The organism is Mycolicibacter senuensis (genome assembly GCF_003284925.1).
In the GTDB taxonomy this organism is placed as follows: domain Bacteria; phylum Actinomycetota; class Actinomycetes; order Mycobacteriales; family Mycobacteriaceae; genus Mycobacterium; species Mycobacterium algericum_A.
The window spans coordinates 1-14,446 of sequence record NZ_QMEX01000093.1 but is presented as its reverse complement, the minus strand read 5'-3'; the positions used below and the strand labels follow the sequence as shown (position 1 = coordinate 14,446).

At 68.7% G+C, this 14,446-nt stretch carries 13 protein-coding genes and 1 pseudogene; 7 read left to right on the top strand and 7 right to left on the bottom strand.

Going from position 1 to position 14,446, the window contains the following annotated elements:
- Positions 1-251 (bottom strand): CHAD domain-containing protein (locus tag DQP56_RS17590; protein WP_133258960.1); only part of this gene is annotated, 251 nt, incomplete at its 3' end.
- Between the two features lie 34 nt (positions 252-285).
- A complete protein-coding gene (gene panB, locus DQP56_RS17585; RefSeq protein ID WP_112687566.1) occupies positions 286-1,137 on the bottom strand; it encodes a 3-methyl-2-oxobutanoate hydroxymethyltransferase in 852 nt (283 codons plus the stop codon).
- A gap of 230 nt (positions 1,138-1,367) precedes the next feature.
- On the opposite strand from panB, the gene DQP56_RS17580 reads away from it, so the two are divergent.
- The 6 genes and pseudogenes from DQP56_RS17580 to DQP56_RS17555 all read left to right on the top strand — a co-directional run bounded on the left by DQP56_RS17580 (position 1,368) and on the right by DQP56_RS17555 (position 9,373).
- Positions 1,368-2,909 carry an alpha/beta hydrolase gene (locus tag DQP56_RS17580; protein WP_112687564.1) on the top strand — a complete coding sequence of 514 codons (1,542 nt, stop codon included), beginning with the start codon at positions 1,368-1,370 and terminating at the stop codon, positions 2,907-2,909.
- Positions 2,910-2,929: 20 nt separating this feature from the next.
- Positions 2,930-4,270 (top strand): type I glutamate--ammonia ligase, encoded by a 1,341-nt coding sequence (gene glnA, locus DQP56_RS17575; protein WP_112687562.1) that lies wholly within the window; start codon positions 2,930-2,932, stop codon positions 4,268-4,270.
- 12 nt (positions 4,271-4,282) lie between these two features.
- Positions 4,283-7,297: a bifunctional [glutamine synthetase] adenylyltransferase/[glutamine synthetase]-adenylyl-L-tyrosine phosphorylase gene (locus DQP56_RS17570; protein ID WP_112687560.1), complete on the top strand. Its 3,015-nt coding sequence runs from the start codon at positions 4,283-4,285 to the stop codon at positions 7,295-7,297.
- Between the two features lie 13 nt (positions 7,298-7,310).
- Entirely contained in the window at positions 7,311-7,958 is a 648-nt protein-coding gene (locus tag DQP56_RS17565; protein WP_112687558.1) for a PaaI family thioesterase, read from the top strand.
- A gap of 143 nt (positions 7,959-8,101) precedes the next feature.
- The gene (locus DQP56_RS17560) at positions 8,102-8,725 is read left to right on the top strand and encodes a hypothetical protein (RefSeq protein WP_112687568.1); all 624 of its coding nucleotides are present in this window, start codon (positions 8,102-8,104) and stop codon (positions 8,723-8,725) included.
- 17 nt (positions 8,726-8,742) lie between these two features.
- A pseudogene (locus tag DQP56_RS17555) lies at positions 8,743-9,373 on the top strand (maleylpyruvate isomerase family mycothiol-dependent enzyme).
- 161 nt (positions 9,374-9,534) lie between these two features.
- Here the strand turns inward: DQP56_RS17555 and glnA (DQP56_RS17550) are convergent.
- Entirely contained in the window at positions 9,535-10,971 is a 1,437-nt protein-coding gene (gene glnA, locus DQP56_RS17550) for a type I glutamate--ammonia ligase (RefSeq protein ID WP_112687556.1), read from the bottom strand.
- Between the two features lie 123 nt (positions 10,972-11,094).
- Here glnA (DQP56_RS17550) and DQP56_RS17545 point away from each other — a divergent pair, with 123 nt between their 5' ends.
- Complete coding sequence (locus DQP56_RS17545; protein ID WP_112687554.1) at positions 11,095-11,559, top strand: RDD family protein; 465 nt, start codon at positions 11,095-11,097, stop codon at positions 11,557-11,559.
- 13 nt (positions 11,560-11,572) lie between these two features.
- Here the strand turns inward: DQP56_RS17545 and DQP56_RS17540 are convergent, their stop codons facing one another.
- From DQP56_RS17540 to DQP56_RS17525, 4 genes are all read right to left on the bottom strand, one after another.
- The gene (locus tag DQP56_RS17540) at positions 11,573-12,325 is read right to left on the bottom strand and encodes a DUF4191 domain-containing protein (protein ID WP_112687552.1); all 753 of its coding nucleotides are present in this window, start codon (positions 12,323-12,325) and stop codon (positions 11,573-11,575) included.
- Between the two features lie 31 nt (positions 12,326-12,356).
- Positions 12,357-13,307: a lipoyl synthase gene (locus DQP56_RS17535; protein WP_112687550.1), complete on the bottom strand. Its 951-nt coding sequence runs from the start codon at positions 13,305-13,307 to the stop codon at positions 12,357-12,359.
- On the bottom strand, positions 13,304-14,008 hold the full coding sequence (lipB, locus tag DQP56_RS17530; protein WP_112687548.1) for a lipoyl(octanoyl) transferase LipB: 705 nt from the start codon (positions 14,006-14,008) through the stop codon (positions 13,304-13,306). Before lipB ends, DQP56_RS17535 begins: the two co-directional genes overlap by 4 nt.
- 67 nt (positions 14,009-14,075) lie before the next feature.
- On the bottom strand, positions 14,076-14,446 hold a 371-nt coding region (locus DQP56_RS17525; RefSeq protein WP_114475778.1), incomplete at its 5' end, for a DUF1731 domain-containing protein.

Genomic DNA, 14,446 nt, shown 5'->3' with positions numbered 1-14,446 from the left:
TAGCGCTGCGCCAGCACTTCGGCGTCCCGCGCGGTGCCGAGCACCCCGGCCAGCCAGCGCAGCTCGCCGTCGATGTCGGAGAAGGACCCCGGAACGGCCCGCAGCAGGCTGCGGATCCGGCGGATGCTCACCCGCAGCTGGTGCACCGCGTCGTCGGCGTCGGCCCGCAGGGCGCGCTCGATCACCGGCAGGGAAGCAACCTGCTCGGCAATGGCGCAGCGGATCGGATCGCCCGCGTTGTCACCGGCCATGGGCTCAGCGTGTCACACCGCGAGCGGTGCCGTCTCAGAAGCAGTGATCCTCGGCCGGGAAGGTGCCGGCCGACACCTCGTCGGCGTACCGGGTTGCCGCACGGTGCAATTCAGCACCGACGTCGCCGAAGCGCTTGACGAACCGGGCGGTCTTGCCGGTAGTCATCCCGGCCATGTCCTGCCACACCAGCACCTGGGCGTCGCAGTTGGGTCCAGCGCCGATCCCGACGGTGGGAATGGTCAGCTTGCCGGTGATCTGGGTGGCCAGTTCGGCGGGCACCATCTCCATCACCACCGCGAACGCACCCGCCTCGGCGACTGCGATCGCATCGTGGATGGTCTGCTCGGCGGCGTCACCGCGACCCTGGACCCGGAAACCGCCGAGGGTGTTGACGCTCTGCGGCGTGAAGCCGATGTGCGCCATCACCGGGATGCCGGCCGCCGACAGCGTCGCGATCTGCTCAGCGACCCGCTCGCCGCCTTCCAGCTTGACGGCGTGGGCGCCGCCCTCTTTCATGAAGCGGGTGGCGGTGGCCAACGCCGCTGCCGGGCCGCCCTCATAGGAGCCGAACGGCAGGTCGGCGACCACCAGCGCATGCGGGGCGCCGCGCACCACCGCGCGGACCAGCGGGATCAGCTCGTCGATGGAGATCGGCACGGTGCTGTCGTAGCCGTAGACCACGTTGGCCGCCGAGTCGCCCACCAGCAGCACCGGGATGCCGGCATCGTCGAAGATCCGGGCCGTGGAGTAGTCGTAGGCCGTGAGCATCGCCCACTTGCGGCCCTCGCCTTTCAGCTGTTGCAGGTGATGAACCCGGGTCTGCGGAGCAATGCGGGCCGGTTGGGGCTTGTCATCGCGCGAAGCGCCGTACACGTGCTCAGACATCGTTGTCCCTCGAATTGGTCGGGTCGATCCTCGAAGCCCTCAGCGGGGTCCCCGGGTCGTCTGACATCAGCCAGTGTGCCACCTGCGGCGGTGCGGCTGAACCACCAGGTGGAGTGGATTTCCTCACACCCGAATCGGTCGGCCCGATCAGCGGCCGGCCTGCTCGACGCCACGCGCTGAGCGACCGGGTGCCCGGAGCCGGCCGACCGTGCATGGCAGCATGTGGTGTCATGACCCCGCCGACCCGCCGCGACAGGATCGCGCGTACGACTTTGACCTGCCTCGCGATCGCGATGGCGGCGCTCATGGTCGGCAGCTGCACCAGGATGACGCCGGGGCACGCGGTATTGGCCGGACCGCGGGTGGGCCAGCCGGTGCAGTGGGACAAGTGCCGTTTCACCGCCGACACCAACATCAAGGTGCCCGACGACGCCCAGTGCGGATTCATCGCGGTGCCGGTCGACTACTCCAACACGCAGGGCGCCGTGGCCCGGCTGGCCATGATCCGGTTCCCGGCTACCAAGGACAAGATCGGCTCGCTGGTGATCAACCCGGGCGGGCCGGGCGAGTCCGGCATCGAAACCGCGGTGGGGCTGGTCACCACGCTGCCGCGCAAGGTCCGCGAGCACTTCGACCTGGTCGGCTTCGACCCGCGCGGCGTGGCGTCGAGCCGGCCGGCGGTCTGGTGCAACTCAGATAAGGAGAACGACCGGCTGCGGGCCCTCAACCAGGTCGACTACAGCCCCGAAGGCGTGGAACGCATCGAGAACGAGACCAAGGAATACGTCGAGCGCTGCCTGGAGAAGACCGGCAAGGAGTTCCTGGCCAACGTCGGCACCGTCAACGTCGCCCGCGACCTCGACGCGATCCGGGCCGGGCTGGGCGACGAGAAGCTGACCTACCTGGGATATTCCTACGGCACCCGGATCGGCTCGGCGTATGCCGAGGCCTTCCCGCAGAACGTGCGCGCGATGATCCTCGACGGTGCGGTCGACCCCAACGCCGACCCGATCGAGGAGGACCTGCGCCAGGCGCAGGCCTTCCAGGGCGCCTTCGACGACTTCGCGGCGGACTGCGCCAAGGAGCCGGAGTGCCCACTGGGCACCGATCCGGACAAGGCCGTCGACGTCTACCACAGCCTGGTCGACCCGCTGGTGGACAAGCCGGCCAAGACCAAGGACCCGCGCGGGCTGTCCTACAGCGACGCCATCGTCGGAACCATCATGGCGCTGTACTCGCCGACGTTCTGGACGCACCTCAACGACGGGCTGTCGGATCTGGCCGGCGGGCGCGGCGACATCATGCTCAGCCTGGCCGACCTGTACATGCGCCGCGACGCCAAGGGCCAGTACACCAACGCCACCGACGCCCGGGTGGCCGTCAACTGCGTCGACCAGCCGCCGATCACCGACCGCGCCAAGGTGATCGACGAGGACCGGCGGTCGCGTGAATTGGCGCCGTTCATGAGTTACGGGCAGTTCACCGGTCACGCGCCGCTGAGCACCTGCGCGTTCTGGCCAGTGCCCCCGACCAGCGAGCCCCACGCCATCTCGGTGCCGGATCTGCCGCCGACGATGGTGGTGTCGACCACCCGAGACCCGGCCACCCCGTATCAGGCGGGTGTGGACCTGGCCAAGCAGTTGCGCGGCGGCCTGCTGACGTTCAACGGAACCCAGCACACGGTGGTCTTTCAGGGCAACGAATGCGTCGACGGGTTCGCCACGCGTTACCTGATCGACGGCACATTGCCGCCGACCGATGCGAAGTGCTGAGCGCTGCTACGCTTCGCGGTATGGACCGTCAGAAGGAGTTTGTGCTCCGCACGCTGGAGGAACGCGACATCCGCTTCGTCCGGCTCTGGTTCACCGACGTCCTGGGGTATCTGAAGTCGGTCGCGATCGCACCGGCTGAACTCGAGGGTGCCTTCGAGGAGGGCGTGGGCTTCGACGGTTCGGCGATCGAGGGCTTCGCCCGGGTCTTCGAATCGGACATGGTCGCCCACCCCGACCCATCCACGTTCCAGTTGTTGCCGTGGACATCGGACGCCGGCCGGCAGTACTCGGCCCGGATGTTCTGCGACATCACCATGCCCGACGGATCGCCGGCGTGGGCGTCGTCGCGGCATGTGCTGCGCCGGCAACTGGCCAAGGCTGGGGAGCTCGGCTTCGCCTGCTACGTGCACCCCGAGATCGAGTTCTTCCTGCTCGAACCCGGCCCGTATGACGGGTCGACACCGGTGCCGGCCGACGACGCCGGCTACTTCGACCAGGCGATCCACGGCTCGGCCGCGAACTTCCGCCGGCACGCGATCGAGGCGCTGGAAACCATGGGCATCTCGGTGGAGTACAGCCACCACGAGAACGCCCCGGGTCAGCAGGAGATCGACCTGCGCTACGCCGACGCGCTGTCGATGGCCGACAACGTGATGACGTTCCGCTACCTGATCAAAGAGATCGCGCTCAAAGAAGGAGTGCGGGCCTCGTTTATGCCCAAGCCGTTCCGCGAATACGCCGGTTCGGCCATGCACACCCACATGAGCCTGTTCGAGGGCGAGGTCAACGCCTTCCACAGCCCCGATGACCCGCTGCAGCTTTCCGATACCGCCAAGTCGTTCATCGCCGGGATCCTCGAGCACGCCAACGAGATCAGTGCCGTCACCAACCAGTGGGTGAACTCCTACAAACGGCTGATCCACGGCGGGGAGGCGCCCACCGCGGCGTCCTGGGGTGCCTCCAACCGGTCGGCGCTGGTGCGGGTACCGATGTACAGCCCGCACAAGACGTCGTCGCGTCGCGTCGAGGTGCGCAGCCCAGACTCGGCGTGCAACCCGTACCTGGCCTTCGCCGTGCTGCTGGCCGCCGGGCTACGCGGGGTGGAGAAGGGCTACGAGCTCGGCCCGGAAGCCGAGGACAACGTGTGGGCGTTGACGCCCGAGGAACGCCGGGCCATGGGCTATCGGGAACTGCCCGGCACCCTGGAGCGCGCCCTTTCCGAGATGGAGAACTCCGAACTGGTCGCAGAAGCGCTGGGGGAGCAGGTCTTCGACTTCTTCCTGCGCAACAAGCGCCAGGAGTGGGCCAACTACCGGAGCCACGTGACCCCCTACGAGCTGCAGAACTACCTGGCGCTCTAGACCGGACGCCTGGTGGCCTACCCCGGAGCGCAGCGCCGCAAGCTGCCCAGCGTGGGGCGGCTCGGTTTGGTCGGCCGGTACGCCGCGGCGGACCTGACGGCACTGGGATGGTACAGCGCCTACACCCAACCGCACGTCGACGTACTCTGGGCACTGTCGCGGGCACCCGACGCCGACGTCGCGCTGCGCACCCTGGTCCGGCTGTCGGAGACGCCGGGAATCGACTGGCAGGAACTGAGCGCGGCGTTGCTGGCCGACCGCGGTCTGCGCGGGCGGCTGTTCGGGGTGATCGGATCCTCACTGGCACTGGGTGATCACCTCATCGCCCACCCGCAGTCGTGGAAGCTGTTGGCGACCCCCGAGGGCGCCGACGGCGCTGACGGGGTGATCACCTTGCCGTCGGCGGATACGTTGCGCGCCATGTTCGCCGACTGCATCGCCGAGACGACGGACGGTGACTACGTCGAGCGGCTGCGGGTGCTCTACCGCGACCGGCTGCTGGTGTTGGCGGCGCTGGATCTGGCGCCCACCGTGGAGCCGCTGCCGGCGCTGCCGTTCGTGGCCGTCGGGGCGCACCTGGCCGACCTGGCCGATGCCGCGCTGGCTGCCGCCCTGCAGGTGGCCGAGCGGAACGTGTGCGGCGCGGACGACACCGCCGTCGTGCCGCGGCTGGCCGTGATAGCGATGGGCAAATCCGGTGCGCGGGAACTGAATTACGTCAGCGACGTCGACGTCATCTTCGTCGCCGAGGAAGCCGACGCGGTGAGCAGCCGGGTTGCCGGCGAGCTGATGGCGGTGGCGGGTGAGGCGTTCTTCGAAGTGGATGCCGGGTTGCGGCCGGAGGGCCGGCACGGTGCGCTGGTGCGGACGCTGGAGTCGCACATCGCCTATTACCAGCGGTGGGCCAAGACCTGGGAGTTTCAGGCGTTGCTCAAGGCCCGCCCCGCCGCCGGTGATGCCGAGCTGGGGCGCGCCTACGTCGACGCGCTGCTGCCGATGGTGTGGACCGCTTGCGAGCGTGAGGATTTCGTTGCCGACGTGCAGGCAATGCGCCGGCGGGTGGCACAGCTGGTGCCCGCCGAGATCCGGGACCGGGAGATCAAGCTGGGCACCGGGGGACTGCGTGATGTGGAGTTTGCGGTGCAACTGTTGCAGCTGGTCCACGGTCGCGGCGACGAGTCGCTCCACGTGGCCTCCACCGTCGACGCCCTGGCGGCGCTGGGCGCCGGCGGCTACATCGGCCGCGAGGACGCGGCCACCTTGACCGCGTCGTATGAGTTCCTCCGGCTTCTCGAACACCGGCTGCAGTTGCAGCGGCTCAAGCGCACCCACATGCTGCCGCCGCCCGACGACGACGAGGCGTTGCGCTGGCTGGCTCGTTCCGCACACGTCCGCCCGGACGCCCGCCACGATGCGCTGGGAGTGTTGCGCGAGGAGCTCAAAGCGCACAACCTGCGGGTATCGCGGCTGCACGCCAAGCTGTTCTACCAACCGCTGCTGGAAGCGGTCGGACCCGCGGGTCTTGAGCTGGCCGGCGGCCTGACACCCGACGCCGCCGAACGGCAATTGGCCGCGCTCGGCTATGACGCGCCGCAGAACGCCTTGACGCATCTGGCGGCGCTGACCAACCAGAGCGGCCGCCGCGGGCGGGTGCAGACGGTGCTGCTGCCCAAGCTGCTCTACTGGCTGTCGGACACCCCCAATCCCGATGCCGGGCTGCTGGCCTATCGGCGGCTCAGCGAGGCGTTGGCCGCTCAGCGCTGGTACCTGAGCACGCTGCGCGACAGCAGCGCCGTCGCCAAGCGGCTGATGCGGGTGCTGGGCACGTCGGCTTATGTTCCGGAACTGTTGTTGCGCGCGCCCGATGTCCTGCTGGCTTACGGCGACGGGCCGGCCGGGCCGAAACTGCTGGACTCCGAGCCGGACGCGGTGGCCCGGGCGCTGATCGCCTCGGCGGCGCGCCATGCCGATCCGGTGCGCGCCATCGCCGCCGCTCGCAGCCTGCGCCGTCACGAGCTGGCCCGGGTCGCCTCGGCGGACCTGCTGGGCATGCTCGATGTCCGCGACGTCTGCGCGGCGTTGACGTCGGTGTGGGTGGCGGTGTTGCAGGCCAGCCTGGACGCGATCATCCGGGTCAACCTGCCTGACGGCCAGGCGGAGTCGGCACCGGCACGGATCGCCGTCATCGCCATGGGGCGGCTCGGTGGGCGCGAGCTCGGCTACGGCTCGGACGCCGACGTGATGTTCGTCTGCGAGGCCAATGAGGGGGTCAGCGACACCGATGCGGTGCGCTGGGCGACGTCGATCGCCGAGCAGGTCCGGGCACTGCTGGGCACCGCCAGCGCCGACCCGCCGCTGCAGGTGGACATCAACCTGCGACCGGAGGGCCGCAGCGGCCCGCCGGTGCGCACCCTGGCCTCCTATGCGGCCTACTACGACCAGTGGGCGCAGCCGTGGGAGATCCAGGCGTTGCTGCGGGCGCACCGGGTCGCCGGCGATGCGGACTTGGGCCGCCGGTTCCTGCTGATGGTCGACCGCACCCGGTACCCCGCCGGCGGGGTGTCGGCCGATGCGGTGCGGGAGATCCGCCGGGTGAAGGCCCGAGTCGATGCCGAGCGGCTGCCGCGAGGCGCCGATCCCAACACCCACACCAAACTGGGCCGCGGCGGGCTGGCCGACGTCGAATGGACCGTGCAGTTGGTGCAGCTGCGCCACGCACACGAGGTCCCGGCGCTGCACAACACGTCGACGCTGGAGACGCTGGACGCCATCGCTGACGCCGGGCTGGTCGACGAAGACGACGTGGACCGGCTCCGGCAGGCCTGGCTGACCGCGACCCGGGCCCGCAACGCGCTGGTGCTGGTGCGGGGCAAACCGACCGACCAGCTGCCCGGGGCGGGACGGGCGCTCAACGCGGTGGCGGTGGCCGCCGGCTGGCCCGGCGGTGACGGCGGTGAGTTCCTGGACAACTATCTGCGGGTGACGCGGCGCGCAAAGGTTGTGGTGCGCAAGGTATTCGGAGACTAGAAGGAGTACGTTGGTGGTGCAATTCAGGCCGGGCTCGAACGTGCCGACGATCAGTACCGATGAGAGTGCGCGGTTGTTGGAGCGTTACGGACCGCTGGCGCAGGCGGTGCGCGAGCTGATCGACGCCACCATCCGCACCCAAACCGACGACACCACGGCTCGCGAGGTGACCGCTCAATTGCGCGAGCTGACCGAGCGGCTGCAGGCCGATACGCTGAGTGACTCGCCCGGAATGCGTTACGTGGTCGACGGGCGGCCGCTGGCATGGGGCAACGCCGTGATCGGGCTGCGCAACCCGATCGCCCCTCCGCTGGTCATCGAGCACGGCGAGAACGGTCACTGCTGGACCGATTTCCAACTCGGGGCGGCCTACGAAGGGCCGCCGAGCCTGGTCCACGGCGGGGTCAGCGCCCTGATCCTCGACCACCTGCTGGGGGAGGCCGCCAGCGACGGCCTGACCAAGGCGCTCTACACCGGCACCATCACCGTGAAGTACTTGCGCGGCACCCCGCTGGGGCGGTTGCACGCCGAAGCCTCGATCTACCGCAAGGAGGGCTTCAAGACCTATGCCCGCGGGCACATCTCCGACGCGTCCGGGGTGACCGTGGAGGCCGACGGGGTCTTCATCATGCCGTCCTGGGCCCGCGACGCGGTGGAGTGAGCCGGCGACGCAGTCGGGGAGACTGCGGTTGCACAGGAATTCTTCGGATTGACCTGATTATTTGCTAGGTTTTCTTCAGAAACAGTCATGTCCGCGGGGCCGTCTGGGTCGGCGGTGGGAATTCGAGGACGAGGATCGTGCTGATGTTGGCTTATGGGCGTCGTTTCGGTGTGGGAGTCGGCCTGGTCAGCGGGGCCGTAGCGGTTGCGGTGACGATCGGACTGGGCGGCGCCCACGCCGGCACCACCGATCAGCTGGCCGGTGTCGCAGTCGCCGGCGACAACGCCGATTCGGCCGAGCTGTTGATCATCGCCGGCACGAATTTCAGGGACGCCGGGGACATCGTCACCGGGATCGACACCGCGGAGCTGTCCGGATCATTGCTGTCGGCGGTCGAGGCGTTGGATCGTTTTCCGAGCATCGTGGACCGGACGGTGGACATCGTGGCCGACAAACTTGCGCCGGCCGAAGCGACGATCCTCGAGCATTCCGGGTCGATGTCCTCGCTGATCGACCAGCTGTTCTTCGCACCGCTCAACCAGCAGTGGGCGGAAGCCGGCGCATCGATGCTGGATGCCACGCAGGCGTTCGAGACCGCGGTCGGCGAGGGCTCGCTGGCGGACGCCATGTCAACGCAGTTCCAGATGCTGGGACTCACCTTCACCGAGGTGATCCCGCTCGCGTTGGTGTCGGCTCCCGTGGTGTGGATCGGCAGCATCTTCGACGATGCCGTGGCCATGACGGACTTCTTCGACTTCGGGTTCTGACGCTACGATCGTCCGCCATGAAGGTGGACGTGAGCGCCCTTGCCGAGGCCGACCGAGCGGACTTCGCGGTACTACTGAAATCACTTGCACCCCACCAGTGGCAGGCACCGTCGCTGTGTGCGGGCTGGACGGTCCGTGACGTTGTCGCCCACATGCTCAGCTACGAAGAACTAGGCCCGGCCAAAGTGGTGCGCCGGTTCGCTCGCGGCCGGCTGCGGCTCAGCGGCGCCAATGCGATCGGCCTGGCCGAATGCGCGAACCAGGATCCGCAGCAGCTGCTTGATCTGCTTGATCGCAGTATCCGGCCCCGCGGGCTCACCACGGCATTCGGTAGCCGGATTGCGTTGCTGGACGGGATGGTCCACCAGCAGGACGTCCGCCGGCCGCTGGGTTTTTTCCGCGACATTCCTGCTGAGCGGTTGATTCCCGCCCTGGACTTTGCGCGATTCGCGCCGCCGATCCATGCCCGCTCGCGGATTCGCGGGCTCCGGTTGATCGCCACCGACTTCGACTGGTCCGCCGGGCGGGGGCTCGAGATCTACGGTCGGGGCGAAGCCCTGCTGATGGCGATGGCCGGTCGCCGCGGTGTCACGCCGGAACTCGTACGGTCCCGGCGTGCCGTTGCTGCACAGCCGAATCGGTGGTTGACCCGGATCTCACCAGCCGAACACCGCGACAATCCCGCCGGCGGTGGGATGCGGTCCGACCCGGTGGACGACATGCCGAACCACAGTGCCGGGCTGCGTACTGGCCGAGATCGGGCGGTGAGTCAGCTGCCGACGAGGGCGCGGGCGTGCCGGTTAACTGGCCTAGACGTCGTAGTACAGCGCGAACTCGTAGGGGTGCGGGCGCAGGTTGATCGGGGTGATCTCGTGGTCCCGTTTGTAGCGGATCCAGTTCTCGATCAGATCCGGCGTGAAAACCCCGCCTTCGGTGAGGTATTCGTGGTCGGCTTCCAGGTTGTCCATCACCTGGGCCAGGGTGGTGGGGGCCTGCGGGATGCCGGCTGCCTCGTCCGGCGGCAGCTCGTAGAGGTCCTTGTCGACCGGGGCGGCCGGCTCGATCTTGTTCTTGACGCCGTCGATGCAGGCCATCAGCATCGCGGCGAACGCCAGGTACGGGTTGCCCGAGGAGTCCGGGCAGCGGAACTCCAACCGCTTGGCCTTGGGGTTGGTGCCGGTGATCGGGATGCGCACACAGGCCGAGCGGTTGCGCTGGCTGTAGACCAGGTTGATCGGCGCCTCGTAGTGCGGCACCAGGCGCTTGTAGGAGTTGATGGTCGGGTTGGTGAACGCCAGCAGTGACGGGGCGTGGTGCAGGATGCCGCCGATGCAGTGCCGCGCGATATCGGACAACCCAGCGTAGCCGGCCTCGTCGTAGAACAGCGGGTCACCGTTCTTCCACAGCGACATGTGCACGTGCATGCCCGAGCCGTTGTCGCCGAACAGGGGCTTGGGCATGAAGGTGACGGTCTTGCCGTGCGCCCAGGCGGTGTTCTTGATGATGTATTTGAACAGCATCAGGTCGTCGGCGGCGTGCAGCAGTGTGTTGAACCGGTAGTTGATCTCGGCTTGCCCGCCGGAGCCGCACTCGTGGTGCCCGCGCTCGAGGGTCAGGCCCGCGTTGGCGAGGTTGGTGGTCATCGCGTCGCGCAGGTCGACGTAATGGTCGTTGGGCGCCACCGGGAAGTAGCCGCCCTTGGGGCGGGTCTTGTAGCCGCGGTTGACGCCTCCGCCGATCTCGGTCGGCGAGCCGGTGTTCCACCAGCCCGAGTCCGAGTCGACCTCGTAGAAGGTGCCGTTCATCTGGGAGTCGAAGCTCACCGAGTCGAAGATGTAGAACTCGGCTTCGGCGCCGAAGTAGGCGGTGTCGGCGATGCCGGTGCTGGTCAGGTAGTTCTCCGCTTTGCGCGCGACGTTGCGTGGGTCACGCGAGTAGGGCTCACGGGTGAAGGGATCGTGGACGAAGAAGTTCAGGTTCAGCGTCTTGGCCGCCCGGAACGGATCGATCTGGGCGGTGGAGAAGTCGGGCAGCAGCATCATGTCCGACTCGTGGATGGACTGGAAGCCGCGGATCGAGGAACCGTCGAAGGCCAGCCCGTCCTCGAACACGCTGGCGTCGAGCGTGGCCGCGGGGATCGTCAGATGCTGCATCATGCCCGGCAAGTCGCAGAACTGGATGTCGATGTACTCCACGTTCTCGTCGGCCACGAGCTTGAGAATGTCGTCGGCCGTCTTGTCGGTCACAGAAGTGTTCTCCTCCGCTGGTAGCCCCGGTCGGACGGCGGGGTTGCCGCTGCTGACGTTACGCAACCGCGGCGGGACCCGCCCAAGCCGGGTCCGGGTTCCAGCCCGCTTATCGTAGGAGGCATGAGCCGCACTTTCTCCTCGTGGCTGTCCGGGCCGGAGTCGGCCCGATCGCAGCCCCCCGAAGGCGCCCCGGGGCAGGACCTGGGCCTGCCCCCCGCCGGTCCCGGGTCGCTGGCCTCGACGGGTCGCCGGGCGCTGGGGCTGGCCGTCGACTGGCTGGTGGCCTACGGACTGGCCGGGCTGGGGGTCACGCTGGGGCTGGTGAGCCCGCCGTTGCTCGCCACCGCGGTGCTGGTCATCTGGCTGGTGCTGGGCGTGGCCGCGGTGCGGCTGTTCGGCTTCACGCCGGGTCAGTACGTGTGCGGGCTGCGGGTGGTCGCGGTGGACGGCACCGGGGTGGGACTGGTCCGCGCGCTGATACGCGGTCTGTCGATTGCGCTGGTGGTCCCGGCGCTGTTCATCGACGCCGACGGGCGCGGTCTGCAGGATCGCGCCACCGCAACCGCCGTGGTGCGCAGCCGCTGACTCTATCGGCGGCCTACCGGCGGCGCACCGCGCGCTGCACGCCGCGCATCTTCGCGCCGCCGGGCAGCGGGCCCTTGGGCATGGCCGCGGTACCGGTCCGCGAGCCCAGCGCCGCCAGCCGCGACTCCAGCGATTCCATCTGCTTGGCCGAGATATTGGCCGGCAGCTTGGTCAGGAACCGTTCCAGCTTGGCCAGCGGCACCTCGCCGTCGCCGTTGCCCACCATGACGTCGTAGATCGGTACATCGCCGACCAGTCGCGCGGTGCGCTTCTTCTCCTGGGCGAGTAGCGGTTTGAGTCGGGTGGCGGAGCCTTCCGCGACGAAGATGACGCCGGGGCGCCCGATCACGCGGTGGACAGCGTCCAGTTGACCGGTGGCGGCGACCGCCTGGGTGACCCGCCACTTGCCGCGCATGTTGTCCAGCGCCCATGCCGCCGCCCCGGCCTGCCCCTCGGCCTTGCGGTAGACCGTCCGCTGTGCGCGCCGGCCGAAGATCACGAACGCCACCAGCGCGCCCAACAGCAGGCCGAGCGGAATCGTGGTCACCTTGGCGAACGTCCCGCCGTTGAGCGCCAACGCAGTGGTCACCCCAGCGACCAGCACGAATGCGCCGATCATGTACGGCAGCAGCCGCTTGTCCTCTTTGCGCTGCAGCTGGAAGGCCTGCCACAGCTGGGTGCGGCGCTCTTTGCTGGCGGCCTTGCGGGTGGCTTTCGCGGCCTCCCGGGCAGCCTTGTTCTCGGCGGTGTTGCGCGGTCTGGGCATAGTTACCAAGGATACGCAGCCGGGCTTGTCGTCAGCCGGGGGCCGGAGTGCGGTCCCGCTCGGCGCGACGAGCCATGGCCTGCTGGTAGAGCCGGCCGGCCCGATACGACGAGCGCACCAACGGCCCGGACATCACCCCGGCGAACCCGAGCTCCTCGGCGTATCGGGCGTGCTCGACGAACTCCTCCGGCTTGACCCACCGGTCGATCGGGTGGTGCCGCTCGGTGGGGCGCAGATACTGGGTGATGGTGACCAGTTCGGCGCCGGCGTCGTACAGGTCGACCAGCGCCGCCCGGATCTCCTCGGGTGTCTCACCCATGCCCAAGATGAGGTTGCTCTTGGCCACCAGCCCGGCGTCGCGCGCCTGGGTCAACACGTTCAGGCTGCGCTCGTAGCTGAATCCGGGCCGGATCAGGCGGAAGATGCGAGGCACGGTCTCGACGTTGTGCGCCAGCACCTCCGGGCGGGACTCGAACACCTCGCCCAGCAGGTCGGGCCGACCCCCGAAGTCGGGGATCAGCAGTTCGACGCCCGTGGCCGGGTTGAGCGCCTTGATGGCACGCACCGTCTCGGCGTAGAGCCAGGAGCCCTGGTCGGCCAGGTCGTCGCGGGCGACCCCGGTCACCGTCGAATACCGCAGCCCCATCGCCTGCACGCTCTCGGCGACGCGACGTGGCTCGTCGCGGTCGAGCTCGCTGGGCTTACCCGATTTGATCAAGCAGAACGAGCAGTTGCGGGTGCAGACTTCGCCGCCGATCAGGAACGTGGCCTCCCGGTCCTCCCAACACTCGTAGATGTTGGGGCAGCCCGCCTCCTCGCACACCGTGTGCAGCTTCTCCCGCTTTACCAGCAGCTTGAGGTCGGTGTAGCTGGGACCCATTCGGGCGCGGGTCTTGATCCACGACGGTTTGCGCTCGATCGGTGTCTCGGCGTTGCGTGCTTCGGCGCGGCGTAATCTCCGGCCTTCTCCGGCGGCGCTCACCGTGTCGATGTTACGCGCGACTCGAAGTGGTCGCGCACCGGCAGCACGCCGTCGAGTGCGTCGACGACCGCGTCGGCGACCGCGCGCCGAACGTCTTCGACCCCGGTCGCGAACCCCAATTCCGCCGACAGCGACGTCACACCCGCATCGGTGAGCCCGCACGGCACGATCGACCCGAACGCGCTGAGATCACAATCACAATTGAGCGCGAAGCCGTGCAGGGTGATCGCGCGTGCCACCCGCACGCCGACCGCGGCGACCTTGCGGGCGGGACGGCTCCCGTCGGACGGCAGCCATACACCGGATCTGCCATCGATGCGAAGTGCGTTAAGCCCCAACGTATTACATACCTCGATGAGTGATTCCTCAAGGCGGCGAACATAATTGACGACGTCCATCGGTTCGGTCAGACCGATGATCGGATAGCCAACCAGCTGCCCTGGACCGTGCCACGTGATCTTGCCGCCGCGGTCGACGTCGATCACCGGGGTGCCTTGAACGGCTGGCAACGGGCGTTCGTGCGGCTCGGTACGCCGGCCGGCGGTGTAGACCGACGGATGCTCCAACAGCAGCAGCGTGTCGGGGCCGCCGGCGGCCCTGGCGTCGGCCAGGTCACGCTGCAGCTGCCAGGCGGTGCTGTAGTCGACGGTACCGAGCTGGCGCACGTCGAGTGGCGCGGTGCTGGACCGGATGGACCTCATGCTCGCAGGCTACCCGGCTCGGCAACGGCCGCCGGACCGGGACCGCGGGGAGCTCCTGCGGAACACGTCAGAGCGGGGTCGGGCGCTCGGTGGCATAGCTGAGGGCCTCGCCGATGGTGTTGTGCCGGAACTGGAAGCCGGCCTGCTCCAAGGCGGCGGGGATGGCGCGCTGACCGGCCAGCAGGCCCTCCTCGGCGAACTCGCCGAAGACGGCCCGCGCTGCGAATCCGGGCACCAGCAGCGGGGCCGGCCGGTTCAGCGTCCGGCCCAGCGCCGCGGTGAACTCGGCATTGGTCACCGGCGCCGGCCCGGTCAGGTTGACCGGACCGCTGAGCGCCGGCTCGGTCATCGCGAACCGCAACGCCCGGACCTCGTCGTCCAGGCTGATCCAGGACATGTACTGGCGGCCGCTGCCCAGTCGGCTGCCCAGCCCCAGCG